Source organism: Luteimonas sp. A649, assembly GCF_054072735.1.
Window position 1 is genome coordinate 1,597,401 of sequence record NZ_JBSVRQ010000001.1, and the last position, 20,279, is coordinate 1,617,679.

Sequence of the window (20,279 nt, forward strand, 5' to 3'; positions counted from 1 at the left end):
GCGTTCGCGTCGGCCTATGGCAGCACCGCGGTCCACTCCGGCGTCGAAAACCGGTCCCGCGCCAGCGCCTGCGCGCGCCCGAGTTCGTCCGGATGCAGGATGTCGGGCTGCAGCCCGCCATGGCGGCTGCGGAAGGTGTCCACCATGCGGTCGATCACCACGGCGCGTGGCAGTCCGGTCTGGCTGCGCAGCGGGTCCACGCGCTTGGCGGCGCTGGTCGTGCCCTTGTCGGACAGCTTCTCGCGGCCGATGCGCAGCACCTCCATCATCTTGGCCGCGTCGATGTCGTAGGCCATGGTGACGTGGTGCAGCACCGCCCCGCGGCGCCGGGTCTGTGCCGCGCCGGCGATCTTTCCGGCACTGGACGTGATGTCGTTCAGGGGCTGGTACCAGGCCTTGATCCCGAGACCGGCCAGGGCCTCGATCACCCATTGGTCCATGAACGCATAGGCCTGCTCGAACGTCATGTCCTGCACCAGCGTCTCCGGCGCGACGATGGAATACGTGATGGTGTTGCCGGGCTCGATGAACATCGCGCCGCCGCCGCTGATCCGCCGCACCACCTCGATGCCATGGCGACGCGCGGCTTCCATGTCGACCTCGTTGCGCAGGGACTGGAAGCGCCCCATCACCACCGCCGGCCCGGCCCACTCCCACACCCGCAGCGTGGGCGGCCGCCGACCGGCAGCCACCTCGTCCAGGATCACGTCATCCAGCGCCATGTGCAGCGCCGGCGCCTGCGCTTGCGCGTGCACCAGGTGCCAGGCGTGGTCGCGCCAGTCGCTGCGGCTCACGCCCGGCCCCCAGCGTCGCCGCCCGCGGCACCCACTGCCCGGCGCACAGCGATCGCCACACCCGCGGGGGTGATGCCATACATCCGCGTCTCCGGATCCGTCGCCGCGGCCACCAGGGCAGCCAGCGCGGCCTCGTCGACATCGACGGGTGTTCCTTCCAGGGCCGCGGTGATCGCGTCCAGCGCACTGTCGGGCTCCAGGAAGAAGTCCCCGCTGACCTGCACCGCCGTCATCCGGCCCTCCGCGACGGCCAGGTCCACCACCACCAGCTTGCCGCCGGGGACCTTGTACTCGCCGTGCGCCCTGCCATTCGTTTCGTCCATGCGCGCAGTCTATCCCCGGACATCGCGCGCCACAGCCGTGTTCCCCTATCCTTCCGCCACGGCTGGAACTCCGTTCCACCCCGGCCCTTTTCCGAACCGAGGCTTCTGTGCACACCGCAGACAGGGGCAACAGCGGCGCAGCTGCATTGATCGCAAACGATGACCGCGCCCTCCTGCGCGGCATCCTGGTGCACGACATCCGTCGCGACCTGCGCCGCCACCTGCGTCCGATGCTGGCCTGGTACCTGCTGTTCACCGTGTTCGCGACGGTGGCGGCGGCACCGCTGACCACGTGGTCGCTCGCCGCGCTGCTGCACTGGATCGAGCGCCCGTTCGCAGGCGACCTGGATGGCGCCCTCGACAACCTGCTCGCGCTCACCTGGCTCATGCTGGCCGGCGCACTGTCCTGGTACGTGGTCATGCTGCAGCAGGCCGGCATGCTCCTGGTCTCGGCAAGCCACGGCTGCCGCTACCGCACGGCCGCTGCAGCGCTGATCGGCATGCTGCGCCGCGCCGGGCCGCTTGCCGTGCTGGCCACCCTGCAGGTCCTCGCGCACACGCTGTTCGCCCTGCCCTGGCTTGCGATCGGCGGCACGCTCTACTGGCTGCTCCTTGGCGGCTACGATCCGTATTTCGTGGTGGCGGCGCGACCACCCGCGCTGTGGTGGTTCCTCGCCGCCTTCCTGCCGGTGCTCGCGATCGGCCTGCTGCTGCACGCGACGCTGTACTTCAGATGGCTGCTCGCCACGCCGGCGCTGGTGCTGGAAGGCCACTCGCCACTCGCCGCCCTGCGCCGCAGCCGCAGGCTGACCCGCGGCCGGCACCTGCGCATCGCAGCGCTCGTGGTGGGCGTCGCGCTCACCGTCGCGGCCATGCCGCTGGTCGTGACCGAACTCTACGACCGGGCGGCCACGCCCCTGCTGGACTGGCTGCCCGAGCATCGCCTGCTGGTCAGTGGTGGCATGGTGGTGTACCTCACGCTCTACGTCGCCACCGTGCTGGGCGTGCTGCTGCTCGGCAGCACCTTGAACACCCTGCTCGTCCGCGCCCTGTTCCACCGTCTCGGCGGCGCCCGCGGTGCACGGGTGGCCGACCCCACTCCGCGGCGCCCGGGCCGGCTGGTCTGGGGCGCCGAGGCCGCGTTCCTCGTCGTTGCACTGGTGCAGGCGACGATGGCCGTGAGCAGCATGAACCTGCGTCGCGATGTCACGGTGACCGCGCATCGCGGCGCCGCGCTGATGGCGCCGGAGAACACGCTCGCGTCGTTCCAGGCGGCGATCGCCGGCGGCGCGGATGCGATCGAGTTCGACGTCCGGCTGAGCGCCGACGGTGCCGTGGTCGTGTTCCATGACAGCGATTTCCGCAGGGTCGCCAATGACCCCCGCACCGTGCTGCAGACGCCGCTGTCGGCCATGCGCGGCATCGACGTCGGCAGCTGGTTCGATCCACGCTTCTCGGGCGAGCGCATCCAGACGCTGGCCGAGGCCCTGGCCTTCATCGACCGCCGCGCGCTTGCGCTGGTCGAGCTCAAGCCCGACGCACACAACGCACAGTCCCTGCTCCACGCCACCCTGCGCGAGATCCAGCGCGCGGGCCATGAAGATGCCGTCGTGCTGGCCTCACTCTCGCCGGAGCTCGTCCGCGCCGCGCGCGCCGCCGCACCCGGGGCGCGACTGGCCCTGTTCGCGAATGCTGCCCTGCCCGGCACGGCACTGCGGACCGACTTCGACATGCTCGGGATCAACCACCTGCAAATCGACGCCGCCGCGGTCGCCGATGCGCGCCGCCGCGGCTACCTGCTGCAGGCATGGACGGTCAACGATCCTGTACGCATGGCGCGTTACATGGACCTCGGCGTCGACGACATCAGTACCGACGTGCCGGAACTTGCGGTGCGCCTGCGCGCCGAACGGGCGGCGCTGACCGACGTCGAATTGCTGCTCGTGCGCCTGCACAGCTGGTTCCGGCGTTGAAGCGAGCGACCGCCTAGAGCTCAGCGACCGCCACCCGCGCCAGCGCCAGCGTCTGCTGCTCACGCTGCGTCAGGGTCGTCTTGTGCCACTCACGACTCGCGGCGACCATCTCGGCGAGGCCCGCGGGGGCCGGCATCCTGTCGCCGTGGTAGGCGGTCACGCTGAAGTGCAGGTTGTCCTGGAGCACGCTCAGGTCGCCCCTGCCGACCTGCATGCGGGCCCGGTCCCCGATGCCCATGACTTCGCTGAACTGGATTCCGCCCGACCCACTGCGGGAGGCGCTTCCGGCCGCACCCAGCAGTGCGTCCGTTGCGGCACTGTCGGCCGCGTTCTCGCGCGCCTTCTCGCCGATGGAGTCCATGGCCGCGTCCAGCTCGGCGCCGCCTATCCCGCGCGTGGCGCTGGCGAAATAGTCCGCGGCATCGGCGGCGTTGTCCGACACCCGTGTCACATGGATGGTGGCATCCATGACCTGGCCGTTGCCCTTCCAGCTGTACAGGCACATCCCCGCGGCCGCGTGCTGTTCGATCTCATCCACCGGCAGCCCGAACACCGTCGCCACGGTGTCGATGGTCACCACGCTGCAGGGGGTGTCCCTGAGCGAAGGATCGAACTTCGCCGAGGCCCGGCTCAAGCCCTGCTGTCCGCCGGCACTTGGATTCCCGGCGGCGTTCGCGGCGTCACCTCCGCAGCCCGCCAGCATCAGGGCAAGCGCAAGCATCGACACCGCCGGAAGCTGGACGCGACCCGGGGACCGCCGGGCGGAATGGTGGAAGTGGATCTGCATGGCATGAATCTCCCCGCGCGAACACTCGCGCATTTGATGAAGGACCGGGCCTGGATCAGCGGCCGCGCGACTGGTGGAGCAGTGCCGATTCGGGCGCGGAATCCAACACCTGGCGCCAGCGGACCCAGATGGTGCCGATGTCGTGATCCAGCACCATCGCGTCGCGCGCGAGTGCCGTGGTCGCCAGGTCCTGGCCGTCGGCATTGGCCGAGATCACGAACACGAAGCGCGGCGCGTCGGGATCGAAAGGCATCGCGCGATCGGCCTCTTCGCCCAGCGCGGCAACCAGATCGTCGGCGACGCGTGCCGGATGCGGCCCACCGGGCGCCGGCGCATAGCCGATCGACGGCGCCGTCACATCGCGCGCGAACCATTCGCCCTCGGGCGCGACCGGATCCGGCAGTGCCGCACAGGGCGCACCCAGGCAGTCCGCCGCAAGCGCTTCGGCAGCGGTCAACTCCTTGCGCGAGGCATGCATGACGCCGGCACGCATGCCCTGCCGGGGCGCCATCACGAAGCGCCAGGCCACGTCCGCCCCGACGCCGAACTCCGAGACGTCGGCCAGGTGCTCCGCCGCCACCGATGCGCGCAGATCGTCATGCCGCGCCGGCCCCAGGTTGAATCGCTGTACTTCGACGTAGTCCAGCTGCCGATCCGGCGCCTGCGCATCGGCCGCCACGTGCCAGCTGACCCGGTAGCGTGCGTGCGGCAGCAGCCCTTCGCGATGCTCGACCAGCAGCAGCGCACGCACCGGCGGCGCCAGCCCGGCGTCCGGATGGAATGCCGAACCGCCCTGCGCCGGAAAGCGCTCCGCGCTGTAGTAGTCCGCGCTTTCGGTGGGTTCGGCATCCACCACGCTGAAGCCCGGGGCGCCAATGTAGGCAGGTGGCGCCGCTTCCGACGCAGCACACGACATGGCGCCTGCACCGAGCAGGCTGGCGAGAAACAAGGGGCGCATACGCAGCATCGTCGGCATCCTTTCCACGAAGAAGAAAGCAGGGCCCGGCCGCGCAGCGCCAGGCCAGGCAACCGGATTCCCAAGGTGTACGCCGTCCGACCGGGCGAGAGGACAGGTCCCGCGCACCGGTACACTGCGCGTCCCGATTCCCGGCAGCCTCCCATGTCCGACCCCGTACGCCTGGCCAGACGCGTCATCGAGATGACGCAGTGCTCGCGCACCGATGCCGAGCAGTACATCAAGGGTGGCTGGGTGTCGGTGGACGGCCAGGTGGTCGAGGATCCGGCGTTCCGGGTCACCACCGAAACCGTGGTGGTGGACCCCGCCGCCCAGCTGGCCGCCGCCGAGCCGGCCACCATCCTGCTGCACAAGCCGGCGGGCTACGACGCCATCACCGGCCCGAAGCCCGCGGACACGCTGGTGCAGCCGGACAGCCGCTGGAGTGAGGATCCCTCCGGTGTGCGCCTGCTGCAGCGGCATTTCCATCGCCTGACGCCGCTGATGCCGCTCGATGCCGAAGCCAGCGGCCTGATGGTGCTGACCCAGGACGGCCGCGTCTGGCGCCGGCTGAGCGAGGACCGCGACGACATCGAGCAGGAGTTCGTGGTCGAAGTGGACGGCGAGATCGCGCCCTACGGCCTGCAGCGCCTGAGCCACGGTATGAGCTACAGCGGCCGCCCGCTGCCCCCGTGCAAGGTCAGCTGGCAGAACGAGATCCGCCTGCGCTTCGCGATCAAGGGCGTGCAGGGCGGGCAGCTGCGCCACATGTGCGCGCAGGTGGGGCTCGACGTGGTGGCCATCCGCAGGATCCGCATCGGCAAGGTGCCGCTGACGAAGATGCCCGTGGGTGCCTGGCGCTATCTGCCCGCCGGCGAGCGCTTCTGAAACCCTGGGGACCTGCCGCCCTGCGGGCTCAGGCGCCGCGCACGCGCAGCGTCAGCCCCTTGAGGAACGCACGCAGCAACTGGTCGCCGCACAGGCGGTAGTTCTTGTGTTCCGGCTGCCGGAACAGGGCCGAAAGCTCCGGCTTCGCCAGCGGGAAGCCCGCGGCGGCGAACACCGCGTGCATGTCGTCGTCCTTGAGCTGGAACGCCACCCGCAGCTTCTTCAGCACCACGTTGTTGCGGATGCGCTTTTCCACCGGTCGCGGCGACACGCTTTCGTCGCGTCCCCGCAGGTGCACGATCAGCCCGTCGAGCACGTGCGCCAGCACCGCATCGCCGCAGGCCACGTGGCCGGGCTCTTCTTCCCTCAGCAGGAAGGCGCGCACGTCGTCCCGGTCCAGCGGCAGTGCCGGATCCGCCAGGTGCGCGATCTCCACCACCTTGTTGTCGCTCAGGTCGAGCATGTAGCGGATGCTGCGCAGGACGTCGTTGTTGATCATGGTGCCTCGCGCTTGAGCAGCGACTTCAGGTCGGCGAACGGATTGGACGTGGCCGTGGCCGGTTTGTCTTCGGCCACCAGCGCGCTCACTCCGGTGTGGTCAAGCTGGCGCGAGTGCTCGTTGTCGTGGCAGTACACGCACAGCAGCTCCCAGTTGCTGCCGTCGGCCGGATTGTCCGAATGGTTGTGGTTGCGGTGGTGCACCGTCAGTTCCTGCAGGTTGGCGCGGGTGAACTCGCGCGCGCAGCGGCCGCAGATCCATGGGTACATCTTCAGGGCCCGCTCGCGGTAGCCCTTGTCGCGCTGCTCCGCGCTGCGCCGGGCCTCGGCGACGATGCGGTCGAGCTTGGCGTTGTCTGGAACGGCCATGGTGATCGGCTTCAGTGGGAATCGGGAAAGGGTAGCACCGGGTCCGGGCCACCCGGCCATCGGCACCGGGGTGCGTTAGGCTTGGCGCGCCTTTCCCGCCACAACGCAGCCCATGCCCACCCTCTTGGGCGCTCACTGAGCGACGACGGCACGATCAGGCACGCAGCTCCCATGAAGCCATCCCCACCCACGCTGCATCCGCGCAACCGGCACCAGGGCCGCTACGACTTCGTGCGCCTGGTGCAGGCCTGCCCTGCCCTGGCACCGCACCTGCTGACGACACCGCGCGGCGACACCAGCATCGATTTCAGCGACCCCGCCGCCGTGCGCGAACTCAACCGCGCGATTCTCCGCAGTGACTACGGCATCGCCCACTGGGACCTGCCCGATGGTGCCCTGTGCCCGCCGATCCCCGGCCGCGCCGACTACCTGCACGGACTGGCGGATCTGCTCGCCGAAAGCGGCGACGGCGCGATCCCGCGCGGCACCTCGATCCGCGTGCTCGACGTCGGCGTCGGCGCCAGCTGCATCTATCCGCTGCTGGGACACGCCGAGTACGGCTGGCGCTTCGTAGGCTCGGACATCGACGCGACCTCGCTGCGGGTCGCCAACGCGATCGTGCAGGCGAACCGGCTCGACAAGGCGATGGCACTGCGCCAGCAACCGCGACGGGGCAATGTATTCCGCGGTGTGATCCACGAGGACGACCGCTTCGACCTCACTCTGTGCAATCCACCCTTCCACGCCTCCGCAAGCGAGGCCGCGAACGCCAACCAGCGCAAGCGTCGCCAGCTCGGCACGCAGTCCCCACCACTGTCACAGCGGGCGCCAGCGCCCGCACTGAACTTCGGCGGCCATGCCCACGAACTCTGGTGCGAGGGCGGAGAAACGGCGTTCCTGCGCCGGATGGTCCGCGAAAGCGTGGAGTTCCGCGACCAGGTGCGCTGGTTCACCAGCCTCGTCGCCCGGTCGGAGCACCTCCCCGCCCTGCGCAGCCAGCTTGTCCAGGCCAGCGCCTCGGACATCCGGGTGGTGCCCATGGCACAGGGCGCCAAACAGAGCCGGTTCGTCGCATGGACGTTCCGGTAGCGCCCCACTGGACTCATCAGCGTGAACGCTGCTCCCACGCGGCGAAGAGTTCGCGCATCCGTTCCTGCTGCGGTGCATCCCAGCGCCGGATCCTGTGCTCCATGCCTTCCACGGTCCCCCACTCCGGCTGGCCGGCGGCCGTGGTGTCGTACCACTGCAGGGCAAGGTCGGCTTGTCCGGTCGTCCAGTACAGCAGTGCCATGCTGTAGGCCGCCCAGAAGGGTTCGCCGCCATGCAGCGCGATTGCACGCTGCCAGTCGGAAAAGGTGGTCGCAAAATCGCCGAGGTCATAGCTCGCCCAACCCCTGGACCACAGCGCGTTGCGCTCGTACGGCCCCCCGGGTTCTGCCACCGACAGGGCGGTGTCGAAGTCACGACGCGCGCGCACCAGGTCGCCGCCTTCCATGAACAGGTACGCACGCTGCGAAAGCGCGGCCCCGTTGCGCGGGTTCTTCTGGATCGCGGCGTTGACCATCCGGCGGAAGCGCGCCCGGTCCCCGGGGGGCGTGGGGTGATACCTCGCGGACAGATCGTCGTCGACATAGCGTCCTTGCGGCTGCACCGCAGGCAGCGGCTCGACCGCGCCCGCGGCGCCCACCCATAGCAGCACGACGACCAGTGCAATGCGATATCCCATGAATGGCTCCCCCTGATGACGGGCGAAGAGTGCCATACGACGGGTGGGGGCGCGATCGCTGGGGCGAACAAGCTGCGCCAGCTCGGCGGCGCGCCCGTGCGTGCTTCGCGGCAGCGCCGCGCAGCTGTCACCGGCTACAGCAGGAGAGGTCGATCCACGCCTGGATCGGGTCGGCCGGCGCAGGCATGTGCTGCACGCCGCCTTCGCCCACCAGGACGATGTGGTCGCGATCTACCGCGTCAAGGCCGGCTTGGCTGCGCGAGGCGGAGTCGGCAGTCAGTCACTTCCGCCGAACGGGCGGGGATCAGGCGTCCTGCCCTCGGCAAACGTCTGGTACAGGGACGCAGCGCGCCGGTCGACCATCCGGTGCTCGACCGGCCCGAACCGCGACAGCCGCTCTGCCAGCACGTCACCCGCGCGATGATCGCCAAGGATATAAGCCAGCCGGAGGTAAGCGCCGGACTCGAGCATGTCCTGTCGCGGGCCCTTCGCGGCATGGATGTCGGCAAGCACGTGATAGGCGAAGAGGTTGCCCGCCCTGGCGAGCGGGTAGGTCATGCCGATCGCGTGGTACGGGTCGCCTGCGTCCAGATGCCGCATCGCCAGCTCGAGCACCGCGGCCTCGTTGCCGGGCGCCTCCGACTCGAGCTGCTCGATCGTGAGTTCTTGCAAACGCTGTCGTTCCGCAGGAGAGGGATAGCCGTTGCGGATCAGCCAGTCAGCTTCCCTGGCATCCACAGCCATGAACACATCATCGGAGCAGCGTGCATGGGCACCCGCACAGAGATACGCATCGGGACCATCCACCCTGCGCGCGGGCGACTCACCCAAGACCGCTTGCGGGCTGGGCTGGGACCAGTCGACCGCCTCGCTTGCGGCCGGGATTCCATCCGGCGCGACGTCCTGCGGATTGACCGGAGACTCGCTGCAGCCAGCCGCCACGATCGCGGCCGCAAGGGCCACCGCGATGCACCGACGGCTGGAGATGTTCAGGTGCCGCATTCGCACTCCCCGATCTTATTCAATCGTCTGCGCATTTTGCCCGACATCGCCCCGACACACCCGACCCTTGCTTTCAAAACACAGACAGCCCCGTCATCCGCGTGAAGCGATGCAGTGCATAGCGGCCGAGCAGTGAATTGCCCTTGTCGTCCAGCCCGGGCGACCACACGCACAGGCCCATCACGCGCGGCACCACCGCGACGATGCCGCCGCCCACCCCGCTCTTGGCGGGCAGGCCGACATAGAACGCGAAGTCGCCGGCGGCATCGTATGTCCCCGCCGTCATCATCACCGAATTGATGCGCGTGGCGCCTTCGGACGTGGTCACCTGCTCGCCAGACGACCCGCAGCGGCCACCATCGGCCAGGTATTGCACGCTGCGCGCCAGGTCCACGCAGTCCATGCGCAGCGAACACTGCAGGTAGTAGAAATCCAGCACATCCTGCACATCGTTGTGCAGGTTGTCGTAGCTGCGGATGAAGTTGGCGAGCGCCACGTTGCGGTAGCCGCTCTCGCGCTCGGACTTCGCCACAACCTCGTCGGTGCCGACCTCCGGATTGCCCGAACGCGCCCGCATGAACTCGAGCAGCAGGGTCTCGGCATCATCATGGCTGGACAGCACCACGTCGGCGGTCACCAGGGCCCCGGCGTTCATGAACGGATTGCGGGGAATGCCCTTCTCGTGCTCGAGCTGGATCAGCGAATTGTACGCATCACCCGAGGGCTCGCGGTCCACGCGCGTCCACAGCTCGTCGCCAACCGCCTCCAATGCCAGGGTCAAGCTGTAGACCTTGGAGACGCTCTGGATCGAGAAGCGCTCGCGCGAATGCCCGACCTCGTGGATCGTGCCATCCAGCAGCGCCAGCGCCATGCCGAAACGATCCTTCGGCACGTCGGCCAGCGACGGGATGTAGTCCGCCACCTCGCCTTCGCCGAAGCGCTGCCGCACCTCCTCGTTGATGGTGCCGAGGATGTCGTCGAGGTCGAGGCGGCCAAGGTCGTCGGGGTTGGGTGGAAGCTTGCGCATGCGCGGGTCCATCGGGTGCGGGGTGCCCACTGTACGCAGCGTCGCATGATACCCGCGGCGCGTGCGGCCCAGAGGTTGAAATGACAGAGGGTCACCGTCTCGTCCGGGCTGAGGCCCGGATAGTGGATCTCCATCTGCAGTCACCATCTCAGCGCGCCAGCAATCGCCGGGTCCAGTCCAGCAGCACCAGCGGCAGCCGCTCGGGCGTCGACAGCAAGGCGTAGTGGCCCGGGCCGAACACCTTTGGCAGATAGCCAGGCGCCTGCAGGTCGACAGTCAGGCAGAAGGGAAAGATGCCCTGCAGCCGTGCTTCTGTGACCGACTGGCGCATGTCCTCGACGCCGAACAGGCCATCGTAGCGGTCGGCGTCATTGGGTTTGCCATCGGACAGCATGAGCAGCAGCCGGTGCTCGGCGGGCTGCCGCATCAGCAGCGACGTGGCATGGCGGATCGCTGCGCCGGCGCGCGTGTAGTGCTCGGGTTCCAGGCCGGCAATGCGCAGCGCGACGTTCTGCCCGCAGGCCTCGTCGAAGGCCTTGAGCATGCGCAGCGTCACGCCGTGCGGGCCTTCGCCGGAGAAGGCCATGACCGAGAAGGGTTCGCCCAGGCCGTCCAGGGCCATGCAGACCAGCAGCAGGGCCTCGCGTTCGACGTCGATCACGCGCCGGCCGCCACCGATGAAACCGTCCGTGGAACCGCTGGCGTCGACCAGCAACGACACCGCGATGCTGCGCCGACCCGGTCGGCGCGACTCGTACAGCCCTTCGCGCAGGAATCCCCCGGCGCGCAGGTCGGCGCGGCCTTCGACGCAGGCATCGATATCGATGTCCTCGCCATCGCTCTGCCTGCGCAGGCGGACGCGCTCGGGACGCAGGGCCTCGAACTGGCGGCGGATGCCGTCGAGGTGCGAGCGGTGGCGGGCCAGGGTCGCGTCGATCCAGCGGCTGTCGCCTTCCACCGACGGCATCATGCGCACCGTGGTGCCGTGCTCGATGTAGGACCTGCTGGCGTGGTCCCACTCGGGATAGCGGAAGCGGATGCCGCCGGCGTCGGGATCGTCGAACTCGATCCTTGCGCGACTGGAGGGTGGATCGTCCGACAGCAGCACTTCGCGCGGCGGGTCCGGCGCGGCGACCATCCGCGTCGATGCCAGCTCGGAAAGCATGTCGCCGTACTCGTCCGCGCTGGTCTCGTCATCGCGGTCGACCGGGCGCTGCAGGCCGAAGGGATCTTCGGCAACCTCGTGCGGCGCGTCCTGCTGGACCATCCACGCGCCGGGCTCGCCGTCCTGGTCCTCGTCCGCGGCCGCTTCGCGCTCCTCGGGGCGCCGTTCCATCCGCGCGCTGCGCACGGGACCGGCGTCATCGTCGTGGTCGAAGGGCTTGCCTTCGACCAGTCCGGCGGCGGCGCCCGCCTCGCGCAGTTCACCAGTCCACCAGTCGCGATACAGCGGCATCGGGCCAAGCCGGCGTACGTCCGCACTGGCGATGCCCCACTCATGCAGCAGTCGCCCGGCACGTGCGAGCGAATCCTCGACCGGTCCCGGCGGCGATGCCGGCACGGCCGACAGGTCGCGCGCAAGGATGCCGCGGACCAGCTGCTCGAGCGGCTGCCTGGCCGGCGCGAAATCGGCCAGCGGCGGCCGCCCTGCCAGCGCAAGGCGGCGCAGTCGCGTCAGCGCCGGCAGCAGCCCGGGGAAGCTCCGCGCAATCTCCGCTTCGGCGGCCTGCGTCTCGAGGACCAGCGCGGTATCGCGCAACAGCGGTGACCCGCGCTGACCGAGGATCGCCTGCACGCTGCCACGCATCGCTCGGCGCGCCTGCTGCAGCGCCATCGCGCGATACAGCTCAGACGCCTCGACACCATCGCAAGTGCCCAGGTGCGCCGGGAGCCAGATCGCATCCCCGCTGGTGGCCGGCAGCGCCCGGCGGTGGCGCGGATAGGCGCCGCGGTGGAACAGCCGGTGCAGCACGGTCGGGCGCGCCGGCGGCAGCGCCACGCGCATCGGCAGGCTTGTCCCGCAGGCGGCCGACACCAGCAGGTCCAAGCGCCGCACCAGCGACGCCAGTGCGACCGGCGCATCGGGTTCGCGCGCGTAGTGCCGGCGCCAGGTGTCGCGGATGAACACCGTCGCGTGCCGCGCGGCATCGACGACAACGTCCTCGGCCTCGGCCACGTCGGGTCCGCCTAGGGGAACATCGCGTCGACGAGTTCGCGCATCGCACCGAGCAGGGTCGGATCGTCGCTCAGCGGCGAAACCACCGCGGCGTTGCACGCCTCGCGCACGCCGATGCCGCTGGCGACCAGGCGGCCCGCGGCAATCAGCAGGCGCGTGCTCGGCACCTCGGCCAGGCCGCGGTCACGCAACGAGCGCAGGCGCCCGGCCAGCTCCACCAGCGCCGCCGCCGTGCCGCTGTCCACGTCGCTTTCGGTCGCGACGATCGCGGCTTCCGCCGGCGGCTCGGGAAAGCCCAGCTCGATCGCGACGAAGCGCTGGCGCGTGCTCGGCTTCAAGTCCTTGAGCATGCGCTGGTAGCCGGGGTTGTAGGAGATCACCAGCTGGAAGCCCGGTGCCGCCTCCAGCGTCTCGCCGGTGCGGTCGATCGGCAGCATCCGGCGGTAATCGGTCAGTGGGTGCAGGACCACGATGGTGTCCTGGCGCGCCTCCACCACTTCGTCGAGGTAGCAGATCGCGCCCTCGCGCACGGCGCGGGTCAGCGGGCCGTCCTGCCAGACGGTGTCGTCGTGGCGGATCAGGAAACGCCCGATGAGGTCGCTCGCGGTCAGGTCGTCGTGACAGGCCACCGTGATCAGCGGGCGCCCCAACCGCCAGGCCATGTGTTCGACGAAGCGCGTCTTGCCGCAGCCGGTGGGACCCTTGAGCATCACGGCAAGCCCGCCTGCATGGCACTGCTCGACGATCCCGATCTCGTTGCCCGTGGGCAGGTAGTACGGGCCGGCCTTCGCCGTCGCGGTCGCTGAGCGCTCATCCATCGATCAGCGTCCCGGCTTGACCTGCAGCTCGCCCTCGGCCCCGTCCGCGATCACATCGAACTGCGGCCGGTACCGGAAGAAGTCGAAGATGAACATCGCAACGCCGGTGGCGAAGATCGTCGCCGTCAGGATCAGCATGAGGAAGTGCACCTGGATCTTGAGCTGTGCGTCCAGGTAGCCCATCCCCATGATCCGCTCCAGGTAGACCTGGGCGATGCCTGCGGTGCCGAAGGACAGCGTCATGCCGAACATGCCCGACACCTGCAGCCAGAACGCCCAGTAGCCCAGCGGCGAGTGCTTTCCCGGCGGCCGGTTGGTCAGGCCCGGCATCGCGTAGCTGATCATCGCCATGATGATCATCGCGTAGGCGCCATAGAACGCGGAGTGCGCATGCATCGCGGTGATCAGGGTGCCGTGCGTCCACTTGTTGACGCTGGGCCAGGTGTGGGCCAGGCCAAGCAGGCCCGCACCGAACAGCGCGAAGATCGCGCTGCCGATGGTCCAGTGCAACGCCAGGCTGTTGGGATGCGTGACCCCGCCGCGCCGCATCGCGGCATAGGCGTAGATCGCCATCGCGGCCAGCGCCAGCGGCTCCAGCGCGCTGAAGAAGCCACCGATCGGCAGCCAGATCTGCGGCACGCCCACCCAGTAGTAATGGTGCGCGGTGCCAAGGATGCCGGCGAAGAACACCAGGCCCACGATCACATACAGCCACTTCTCCATCACCTCGCGATCGATGCCCGACAGGCGGATCAGCAGGTAGGCGAGGAAGCCGGCCATGATCATCATCCACACGCCCTCGACCCACAGGTGGATGGTCCACCAGCGGTAGAAGATCGACACCGTGTAGTTCTCGTAATGCAGCAGCGCCGGGATGTAGAGCACCGCCGACAGCGCAAGTCCGCCGATCAGCACGCCCTCGGTCGTGGTCAGTCGCCCCGACCGCTTGATCGTCATGCCGATGTTGTAGAGGAACATCAGCATGCAGATGACGATGACGATCTTGTGCGGCAGCGGCTGCTCGAGCAGCTTGTTGCCGGTGCCGTAGCGGAACAGGTAGCCGATGACCGCGGTGACGCCCATCACCGTCCACAAGCCGAGCTGCCAGTACGCGAGCTTCGTGCTGTACAGCTCGGTGCGCGACTCGTCCGGCACCATCCAGTAGGTCGCGCCCATGAAGCCCGTGAGCACCCAGACGATCAGCAGGTTGGTGTGGATGGTCTTGGTGACGTCGAACGGCAGGATGTACAGCAGCGGGTCCGGCCCGAGGTACTTGGCCGCCGACAGCAACCCGAACACGATCTGCAGCCCGAACAGCACCATGGCCACGGCGAAATACCAGTAGGCCACTGATTGGGACTTGTAACGCATGGAAGATCTCCCGGTGCCGGCGCAGGACGCCGCCAGTGTTATTTCATCGATCCAAGGAAGGCGACGAGCTGGTCGACCTGCTCTTCGGTGAGGGTCTCTGGATACGTGTTGGGCATGAACGACGTGCCTTCCGCCGAGAACATGGCTCCCGGAACCAGGTGCGCGCTTGGGGAAACGATCGCCTCGCGGATATAGCCCTCCACGTCGGTCGCACTGCCGGTGTAGTCCGGGGACGCGATCGTCTGCGCCGCACGTTCCGCCATGCCAGCCATCGACGGGCCGGCGAGCTGGACGCCCGGCTGCAGCGAGTGGCATGCGGTGCACACGGGCACCGCGGTGCCGAACAGGTGTTCGCCGATTGCGCGCGGGTCGCTGTCGGCACGCACGGGCCTCACGTCCTGCGCCGTGCCCTCTTCGGTGCCCTGCGCGGCCACGTTGACGGTGCCGCCGGCGACCAGGATGGGCCGCGGCGGCCAGCCCTGGTTGTCGACCTTGGACACCCACTCGAGAAACTTCACCAGGTTCGCGATCTCGAGCTCGCTGAGGTTCTGCGTCGGCATCAGGCGGCGATGGCGCTGCTCGTCGTAGAACTGCGATGGATCGCGCATATAGGCCTTCAGGTAGGCCTCGCCGCGGTGCTGCGCGATCTTGGTCAGGTCGGGGGCGTAGTAGGCGCCTTCGCCGAACAGGGTGTGGCAGTTGATGCAGTTGTACTTGTGCCAGACATCCTTGCCGTGGGTGACCTCCGGCGTGATGTCCTGCGCGTTGGTGAGGTCGTCGAAGCGCGCATGGCTGTACAGGGTCAGGCCGAGGAATGCGACGGCGGCGAGGCCTGTTGCGACGATGGCGAAGATCCGGGACTGCCGCTTGTTCATGGTGTCGTTCCTAGACGGAGATCGAAGGCCAATACTCAATCGCCGTGTAGCCGGCGTAGATCACGGCCACCGCCATCAGCACCAACACCAGCATCCCGAGCCAGCGCACGGGAGAAATCAGCTTGCTTGCCTTCATTCGTCTGCTCCCCGAACGGGTCGACTCAGGACACGCGCCTGATTCACTCTGTCATTTACTCAACCTTCATGCAACGCATGAATCTCCGCCCCTTCCCGGCTTCACCCGTCGCGACGCCTCCATGCTGCGAAGAACCGCAGCATTTGCGCAGATGCGTCGGGGCCATGCGGATCGGTGTACGCGATCGGCATCGAGCCGGTGGGTGGCCACCAGGTCGCCGGGCGGCGCGCTCGAAGCCGCCACCTTCTACGCCGCGACCTTCCCCGACAGCGCCGTCACCGCCGTCAACCACGCGCCGGGCGATTACCCCTGCTGCTCCTACGGCCCGCACTGCCACCAACCACTCCACCTGCGCTGCGCACCGTCGGCACGGTGATAGACGAGGGTCGCAGGGCGGACCGGTGATTCCCCGCCTCCGCTCGCCGCGCCGGTGAGCGTGATGTCGATCGTCTTGCCGGCGCCGGAAAAGCGCGTGCCGCGGAGCATCGCGTCGAAACCGCCGGGCGCCGCCACGGGCTCTATGTAGTCGCCGACCTTCACCACGCCGCGTGCGGACTCGGCGGAGGCCACATCGCCCCTCGCCAGCAGCAGGGGTGCCTCGCCCGCTTCGCCAGAGGAGAAGCTGCAGGCGAGCTCCCCGGCAAGCGCCGCCGCATCGATCTCCGCCGCCGACAGCGGCATGAGCGCGATCGCAGAGCCGTCGCCGCCACGGGTCGGGTCACTGCCGTCATCCAGCGGCACCAGCCGGTGCGCGGCATCGCTGCACACCGTCAGGCCATCTCCGTCCCCGGATGCACCCACCACCAGCACCCGCATGCCCACGGCCAAGGCCTGCACGTCCACTGGTTCGGCTTCGCAAAGATTCCAGCGCGCGGGCAGCCGCACCGCCACGCGGCCGCGGCCCACGACATCGACCTCGACCACAGCGCTGCCGTCGTACGTCCACGGTTGCGTGTCGATGGACGCCACGATGCCCTCGACGGAAACGTTGCCAGGGGCGGCGGAAGGTGCTTCGGGTGGCGTGGCGCAGGATGCGGTGGCCAGCGCAATGGCCAGGGCCACTGCGGACGGGACGGCAATAGATCGAAGGGAAGGCATTTCCTGCTCCAGGGCGTGGCGGTTGCGTGGAGCGTATCTTGACGGTGTCTACGGCGTGGCAAGGCGCCGGACAGCCGCTCACTTGGGGCGCAGCGCCCGCCTCTGGATAACCGTCCCAACGCCATCCCGTACCGTCCACGGGCGCAGCGATCAGGCCATGAAAACATCAGTCCCTGACCCCGTTCCGCGGCTGTCCTCGCTGGTGCAGCGGGTTGCCGTCCACCATGCCTCTGGCCGTTCTGTCGTCGGGATGTCGTGTCCTTCAGCAAAGGAGGCACCCATGCGCGTTCTGATCCTGTCCTCCCTCGCGGCCCTGCCGCTCCTGGCGCAGGCAGACGACACGGTCTTCAGCTGCACGACAACGAACGGCAAGGTCGTACAGGTGGTGCAGACGGTGACCCACGTCCGCTACACCTTCGGCAAGCCTGGCCAGGCGCCAGAAATGACGATCGAGACGCCTACGGCGGAGCTCGAATACTCCGTCTCCACGGGTTCGCAGGTTGAAAGCTTCGTGATGAACTTCAAGAACGGCGACACGACTTATCTGCTCGACGCATCAACCTCCTACATGGATCCGGACTGGTACGGCCAACTGACCGTGTTCCAGGGCGACACGCGGCTTGCGATGCTCGACTGCAAGAAGGGCACGGTCAAATTCACTGCCGCCAACATGGCCAGGGAGCCCGATCGGCCTTGAGTCCATCCGCCGGCGCGCTATTCTCCCGACAGGGAACGGGGAGCAAGCGTTGAACGGATCAGCCAGGAAGAGAGCAGCCGCCATTGCGCTGCTGCTCGCATGCGTCATGACGTCATGCGCGAACGTGGATCACACCGCACGCGCACCGGCGACCGCCACCGCCACCCCGCTCAGCTGGGAACTGGCGTACGCGCAGGCCAACGAAGCCTACGAGCGCGCCGCGTATGCCGATGCGTCGCAACTGGCGCGCCTCGCGCATTCACAGGCGACGGCGACCCTTGGCCCCGACACCACTGAAGCCGGCGCGGCGTTGAGCCTGCATGCCGCCGCCGAGCTTGCACTTGGGCATTTCCCCGAAGCCACCACGGCCTTTGAATCATCCCTGGCCACGCTGCGCCGTAGTCCCGACCCCGATCCCAGGGACATGGCGGTGGCCATGGGCAACCTGGGCGAGCTGCACCGGCAACAGGGGCAGTTCGATCGCGCGTTGCCGTGGCTCGAAGAGTCGTATAGGACCAGCGAACTGGCCTACGGCCCCACGCATGCCGAGACCGCAACGGCCCTCGCCGCGCTTGCCCTGATCCGCCACCAGCTGGACGCACTTCCCGAGGCCGAACAGGCCTACACGGAGGCGTTGGCGCTCATGGCGGCTACCGGCGCACCGCCACTGCAGCTGGCCAAGGTGCAAGCCAACTTTGCCGACCTTCTCATCCGAACGGAGAGGCTCGACGAAGCGCACCAGATGCTTGACCGTGTACTCGCCACGGAGCAAGCCCAACTTGGACCCGGCCACCCGGACCTTGCGTACACGCTGAACACGCAAGGCATCCTGGCGGATGCGCGAGGCCAGCATGAAGATGCACTGCAGCTCTATCGACGCGCGCTCGATATCCGGCGCAACGCACTCCCCGCTGGACATCCCGCCACCGCCACGGTGCTCGCCAACATGGCTGGCTCTTACCAGGATCTCGGCGCCATCACCGAGGCGCGCGACAACTACGCGCAGGCCCTGACCATCCTGCGCGAAGCCCACGGTGAAGATCATCCCGACGTTGCCGACCTCGAATCCGCCTTGCGGGCGCTGGACTGAGCCGACAGCGCGCATCGACAGCGGCCGCTACCTGGAACCGACGATCGACTTCAACGAGCGGGTGTCGGCGGTGTTCGAGATTTCCAGATGAGCGGAGGTCTATCCCGAAATCTCCCGCACCGCCCGCACCGCCCGCTCCACTTCCTCACTCGTGTTCACCAGGCTCGGCGCCAGCCGGGCATAGGTGACGGCATAGGGACTGGTGCTGGCGATGATGTTGCGCGCCAGCAGCTGCCGCACCATCTCCGCCGGCGCCACGCCCTCCACCTCGAACGACACCAGCCCCGCTGACAGCTCTCCCGACATCGGAGTGTGCAGCTTCACCTTCGGATTGGCGGCGAGCCCGGACTTGCACTGATCGTTGAGCTTGCGGATGCGCGCCGCCACGTGCGCGCGCCCCATCTGCTTGTGCATGCGGAACGCCGCGGCGGCGGCCCACTAGTGCTCGTAGGCGTGCCCAATTCCCGGCGCGTGCGCGCACGCGGATCGGCAGGCGGATGCCGCTGCTGGAATGCACCCAGGTCAGCCCCACCACCCGTGCTTTGGGGCCGATGGCCTTGAGCAGCGCGTCGATGATCGAATCGGTGGTGGCCGACGCCTCGTCCTCGAACAGCGGGACCATGCGCATGCTCGCCCCGGCGCGTTCGACGGCCAGGCGAGCACTTCGTCGCCGGCCCGTAGCGGCAGGCCCTGGTACACCAGCGCCAGGCCGGTGGTGGTGTTGCCGGTCAGGCAGACGTCCTGCGGTCGCGCGCCCAGGTAGTCGGCGATCTCCGCCTGCACCGGCGCCGGGTGACTGGCGATGAAGAAGCTGGCGAAGTGCATCAGCGTCAACGGGGCGCGCAGCGGGCCGCGGCCATTGACGGTCACCACGCCCTCAACGATCTCTTCCACCGGGGTTTCTTCCTCAATAGGGCGGCGCCCTGCGCTGCCGCTGCAGGCGCGCGGCCTCGGTCCACCACGCCAGGTCATCCGCGAAGCGGGCAAAGCTCCTTTGAAGCGACCTGCCGGCCTCATCAACTGGTTGACCCTGATCGTCCAGGGTCTTCGCAATCGGCCCGACTTCCACCGTGCTTGAGATCACCACCATGCCCATTTCCGACAAGGTGCCGTGCCAGGCGACATTCGCGCGCGCACCGGCCAGACGCCCGGCCGAATAGCTGACCACCCCGGCGGGGCGCCAGAACCACTCCTCCAGGAAGTGATCGGTCAGGTTCTTCAGGCCCGGCTGCATGCCCCAGTTGTATTCCCCGGTGACGAACACGAAGCCGTCGGCGCCGCGGATCTTGCCGGCCAGCGCCTCCATCGCCTCGGGCGCCTGGCCCTTCGGATATTCCTTGTACATGCGGTCCAGCATCGGCAGATCCACCGCCCTTGCGTCGATCAGCTCGGCGTCGATTCCGCGTGCCTGCAACGTGCGCACGCAGTAGTCGGCCAGGCGGATGCCCATGCGGTCGCTGCGGTAGGAGCCGTAGAACACCAGGATGCGTTCGGACATGACGTTGCCTTCGCGGTAGTGAAGAGTCTTTAGCAGGGCCGGCAGGCACGCAGCCAGCACGTGTCCGCCATGCTGCAGGAGTCGAGGCCGGGGGATCCATGCATGGCGCCATCTTCGTCGATCAGGCATGAAGCATCCGACAGGCCACAACCTGCGCGCCGGCACAAGTGACGCCCCA

Annotated in this window: 22 protein-coding genes and 1 pseudogene; 5 read left to right on the forward strand and 18 right to left on the reverse strand. The window is 68.4% G+C overall.

The genetic code is table 11. The annotated features are described in order from the left end of the window. Positions 1 to 14: 14 nt before the first annotated feature. Both ACW5E8_RS07440 and ACW5E8_RS07445 read right to left on the reverse strand, forming a co-directional pair. Positions 15 to 794 carry a lipoate--protein ligase family protein gene (locus ACW5E8_RS07440; RefSeq protein ID WP_456964827.1) on the reverse strand — a complete coding sequence of 260 codons (780 nt, stop codon included), beginning with the start codon at positions 792 to 794 and terminating at the stop codon, positions 15 to 17. Continuing rightward, complete coding sequence (locus ACW5E8_RS07445; protein WP_456964828.1) at positions 791 to 1,117, reverse strand: biotin--protein ligase; 327 nt, start codon at positions 1,115 to 1,117, stop codon at positions 791 to 793. Before ACW5E8_RS07445 ends, ACW5E8_RS07440 begins: the two co-directional genes overlap by 4 nt. Before the next feature lie 146 nt (positions 1,118 to 1,263). Here ACW5E8_RS07445 and ACW5E8_RS07450 point away from each other — a divergent pair, with 146 nt between their 5' ends. Next, positions 1,264 to 3,090: a glycerophosphodiester phosphodiesterase family protein gene (locus ACW5E8_RS07450; RefSeq protein ID WP_456964829.1), complete on the forward strand. Its 1,827-nt coding sequence runs from the start codon at positions 1,264 to 1,266 to the stop codon at positions 3,088 to 3,090. A 13-nt stretch (positions 3,091 to 3,103) separates the two neighbouring features. Here ACW5E8_RS07450 and ACW5E8_RS07455 read toward each other — a convergent pair whose 3' ends face one another. Next, entirely contained in the window at positions 3,104 to 3,877 is a 774-nt protein-coding gene (locus tag ACW5E8_RS07455; protein WP_456964830.1) for a hypothetical protein, read from the reverse strand. 55 nt (positions 3,878 to 3,932) lie between these two features. Next, positions 3,933 to 4,844, reverse strand: coding sequence for a hypothetical protein (locus tag ACW5E8_RS07460; RefSeq protein WP_456964831.1), 912 nt, complete (start codon positions 4,842 to 4,844; stop codon positions 3,933 to 3,935). Positions 4,845 to 4,997: 153 nt separating this feature from the next. Between ACW5E8_RS07460 and ACW5E8_RS07465 the strand changes: the two genes are divergently transcribed. Beyond that, positions 4,998 to 5,720 carry an rRNA pseudouridine synthase gene (locus ACW5E8_RS07465; protein WP_456964832.1) on the forward strand — a complete coding sequence of 241 codons (723 nt, stop codon included), beginning with the start codon at positions 4,998 to 5,000 and terminating at the stop codon, positions 5,718 to 5,720. A gap of 28 nt (positions 5,721 to 5,748) precedes the next feature. Here ACW5E8_RS07465 and ACW5E8_RS07470 read toward each other — a convergent pair whose 3' ends face one another. Further along, the gene (locus ACW5E8_RS07470; protein WP_456964833.1) at positions 5,749 to 6,219 is read right to left on the reverse strand and encodes a DUF1456 family protein; all 471 of its coding nucleotides are present in this window, start codon (positions 6,217 to 6,219) and stop codon (positions 5,749 to 5,751) included. After that, the gene (locus ACW5E8_RS07475; protein WP_456964834.1) at positions 6,216 to 6,587 is read right to left on the reverse strand and encodes a YajD family HNH nuclease; all 372 of its coding nucleotides are present in this window, start codon (positions 6,585 to 6,587) and stop codon (positions 6,216 to 6,218) included. The genes ACW5E8_RS07470 and ACW5E8_RS07475 overlap by 4 nt, the downstream gene beginning before the upstream one ends. 171 nt (positions 6,588 to 6,758) lie before the next feature. Here ACW5E8_RS07475 and rlmF point away from each other — a divergent pair, with 171 nt between their 5' ends. After that, positions 6,759 to 7,676 (forward strand): 23S rRNA (adenine(1618)-N(6))-methyltransferase RlmF, encoded by a 918-nt coding sequence (gene rlmF, locus ACW5E8_RS07480; protein ID WP_456964835.1) that lies wholly within the window; start codon positions 6,759 to 6,761, stop codon positions 7,674 to 7,676. A gap of 16 nt (positions 7,677 to 7,692) precedes the next feature. Here rlmF and ACW5E8_RS07485 read toward each other — a convergent pair whose 3' ends face one another. From ACW5E8_RS07485 to ACW5E8_RS07525, 9 genes are all read right to left on the reverse strand, one after another. Then, positions 7,693 to 8,313, reverse strand: a complete 621-nt coding sequence (locus ACW5E8_RS07485; protein ID WP_456964836.1) for a tetratricopeptide repeat protein — start codon at positions 8,311 to 8,313, stop codon at positions 7,693 to 7,695. Between the two features lie 276 nt (positions 8,314 to 8,589). Continuing rightward, positions 8,590 to 9,315, reverse strand: a complete 726-nt coding sequence (locus ACW5E8_RS07490) for a hypothetical protein (RefSeq protein ID WP_456964837.1) — start codon at positions 9,313 to 9,315, stop codon at positions 8,590 to 8,592. Between the two features lie 73 nt (positions 9,316 to 9,388). Further along, the gene (locus ACW5E8_RS07495) at positions 9,389 to 10,342 is read right to left on the reverse strand and encodes a glutaminase (RefSeq protein ID WP_456964838.1); all 954 of its coding nucleotides are present in this window, start codon (positions 10,340 to 10,342) and stop codon (positions 9,389 to 9,391) included. A 148-nt stretch (positions 10,343 to 10,490) separates the two neighbouring features. After that, positions 10,491 to 12,518 (reverse strand): nitric oxide reductase activation protein NorD, encoded by a 2,028-nt coding sequence (locus ACW5E8_RS07500; protein WP_456964839.1) that lies wholly within the window; start codon positions 12,516 to 12,518, stop codon positions 10,491 to 10,493. A gap of 11 nt (positions 12,519 to 12,529) precedes the next feature. Then, complete coding sequence (locus ACW5E8_RS07505; RefSeq protein ID WP_456964840.1) at positions 12,530 to 13,336, reverse strand: AAA family ATPase; 807 nt, start codon at positions 13,334 to 13,336, stop codon at positions 12,530 to 12,532. 3 nt (positions 13,337 to 13,339) lie between these two features. After that, positions 13,340 to 14,707, reverse strand: coding sequence for a cbb3-type cytochrome c oxidase subunit I (locus tag ACW5E8_RS07510; protein ID WP_456964841.1), 1,368 nt, complete (start codon positions 14,705 to 14,707; stop codon positions 13,340 to 13,342). A gap of 38 nt (positions 14,708 to 14,745) precedes the next feature. Next, positions 14,746 to 15,582 (reverse strand): c-type cytochrome, encoded by an 837-nt coding sequence (locus tag ACW5E8_RS07515; RefSeq protein ID WP_456964842.1) that lies wholly within the window; start codon positions 15,580 to 15,582, stop codon positions 14,746 to 14,748. 10 nt (positions 15,583 to 15,592) lie between these two features. Next, positions 15,593 to 15,718, reverse strand: a complete 126-nt coding sequence (locus ACW5E8_RS07520) for a hypothetical protein (protein ID WP_456964843.1) — start codon at positions 15,716 to 15,718, stop codon at positions 15,593 to 15,595. Positions 15,719 to 16,036: 318 nt separating this feature from the next. After that, positions 16,037 to 16,816: a hypothetical protein gene (locus ACW5E8_RS07525; protein WP_456964844.1), complete on the reverse strand. Its 780-nt coding sequence runs from the start codon at positions 16,814 to 16,816 to the stop codon at positions 16,037 to 16,039. Positions 16,817 to 17,096: 280 nt separating this feature from the next. Here ACW5E8_RS07525 and ACW5E8_RS07530 point away from each other — a divergent pair, with 280 nt between their 5' ends. Continuing rightward, positions 17,097 to 17,513, forward strand: coding sequence for a hypothetical protein (locus tag ACW5E8_RS07530; RefSeq protein ID WP_456964845.1), 417 nt, complete (start codon positions 17,097 to 17,099; stop codon positions 17,511 to 17,513). Positions 17,514 to 17,562: 49 nt separating this feature from the next. After that, a complete protein-coding gene (locus ACW5E8_RS07535; RefSeq protein ID WP_456964846.1) occupies positions 17,563 to 18,603 on the forward strand; it encodes a tetratricopeptide repeat protein in 1,041 nt (346 codons plus the stop codon). A gap of 99 nt (positions 18,604 to 18,702) precedes the next feature. On the opposite strand, the pseudogene ACW5E8_RS07540 reads toward ACW5E8_RS07535, so the two are convergent. The 3 genes and pseudogenes from ACW5E8_RS07540 to ACW5E8_RS07550 all read right to left on the reverse strand — a co-directional run. Next, positions 18,703 to 19,020: pseudogene (locus ACW5E8_RS07540) on the reverse strand (aminotransferase class V-fold PLP-dependent enzyme); the annotation flags it as partial. 105 nt (positions 19,021 to 19,125) lie between these two features. Beyond that, complete coding sequence (locus ACW5E8_RS07545) at positions 19,126 to 19,497, reverse strand: hypothetical protein (RefSeq protein WP_456964847.1); 372 nt, start codon at positions 19,495 to 19,497, stop codon at positions 19,126 to 19,128. A 13-nt stretch (positions 19,498 to 19,510) separates the two neighbouring features. After that, positions 19,511 to 20,101, reverse strand: a complete 591-nt coding sequence (locus ACW5E8_RS07550) for an NADPH-dependent FMN reductase (protein ID WP_456964848.1) — start codon at positions 20,099 to 20,101, stop codon at positions 19,511 to 19,513. Positions 20,102 to 20,279: the final 178 nt, after the last annotated feature.

Excerpts from the sequence above, each read along its gene's own strand:
- ACW5E8_RS07445 (WP_456964828.1), bottom strand. The coding sequence starts at position 1,117 with ATGGACGAAACGAATGGCAGGGCGCACGGCGAGTACAAGGTCCCCGGC.
- ACW5E8_RS07455 (WP_456964830.1), bottom strand. The coding sequence starts at position 3,877 with ATGCAGATCCACTTCCACCATTCCGCCCGGCGGTCCCCGGGTCGCGTC.
- ACW5E8_RS07460 (WP_456964831.1), bottom strand. The coding sequence starts at position 4,844 with ATGCTGCGTATGCGCCCCTTGTTTCTCGCCAGCCTGCTCGGTGCAGGC.
- ACW5E8_RS07465 (WP_456964832.1), top strand. The coding sequence starts at position 4,998 with ATGTCCGACCCCGTACGCCTGGCCAGACGCGTCATCGAGATGACGCAG.
- ACW5E8_RS07470 (WP_456964833.1), bottom strand. The coding sequence starts at position 6,219 with ATGATCAACAACGACGTCCTGCGCAGCATCCGCTACATGCTCGACCTG.
- ACW5E8_RS07475 (WP_456964834.1), bottom strand. The coding sequence starts at position 6,587 with ATGGCCGTTCCAGACAACGCCAAGCTCGACCGCATCGTCGCCGAGGCC.
- rlmF (WP_456964835.1), top strand. The coding sequence starts at position 6,759 with ATGAAGCCATCCCCACCCACGCTGCATCCGCGCAACCGGCACCAGGGC.
- ACW5E8_RS07485 (WP_456964836.1), bottom strand. The coding sequence starts at position 8,313 with ATGGGATATCGCATTGCACTGGTCGTCGTGCTGCTATGGGTGGGCGCC.
- ACW5E8_RS07490 (WP_456964837.1), bottom strand. The coding sequence starts at position 9,315 with ATGCGGCACCTGAACATCTCCAGCCGTCGGTGCATCGCGGTGGCCCTT.
- ACW5E8_RS07495 (WP_456964838.1), bottom strand. The coding sequence starts at position 10,342 with ATGCGCAAGCTTCCACCCAACCCCGACGACCTTGGCCGCCTCGACCTC.
- ACW5E8_RS07505 (WP_456964840.1), bottom strand. The coding sequence starts at position 13,336 with ATGGATGAGCGCTCAGCGACCGCGACGGCGAAGGCCGGCCCGTACTAC.
- ACW5E8_RS07510 (WP_456964841.1), bottom strand. The coding sequence starts at position 14,707 with ATGCGTTACAAGTCCCAATCAGTGGCCTACTGGTATTTCGCCGTGGCC.
- ACW5E8_RS07515 (WP_456964842.1), bottom strand. The coding sequence starts at position 15,582 with ATGAACAAGCGGCAGTCCCGGATCTTCGCCATCGTCGCAACAGGCCTC.
- ACW5E8_RS07520 (WP_456964843.1), bottom strand. The coding sequence starts at position 15,718 with ATGAAGGCAAGCAAGCTGATTTCTCCCGTGCGCTGGCTCGGGATGCTG.
- ACW5E8_RS07525 (WP_456964844.1), bottom strand. The coding sequence starts at position 16,816 with ATGCCTTCCCTTCGATCTATTGCCGTCCCGTCCGCAGTGGCCCTGGCC.
- ACW5E8_RS07530 (WP_456964845.1), top strand. The coding sequence starts at position 17,097 with ATGCGCGTTCTGATCCTGTCCTCCCTCGCGGCCCTGCCGCTCCTGGCG.
- ACW5E8_RS07550 (WP_456964848.1), bottom strand. The coding sequence starts at position 20,101 with ATGTCCGAACGCATCCTGGTGTTCTACGGCTCCTACCGCAGCGACCGC.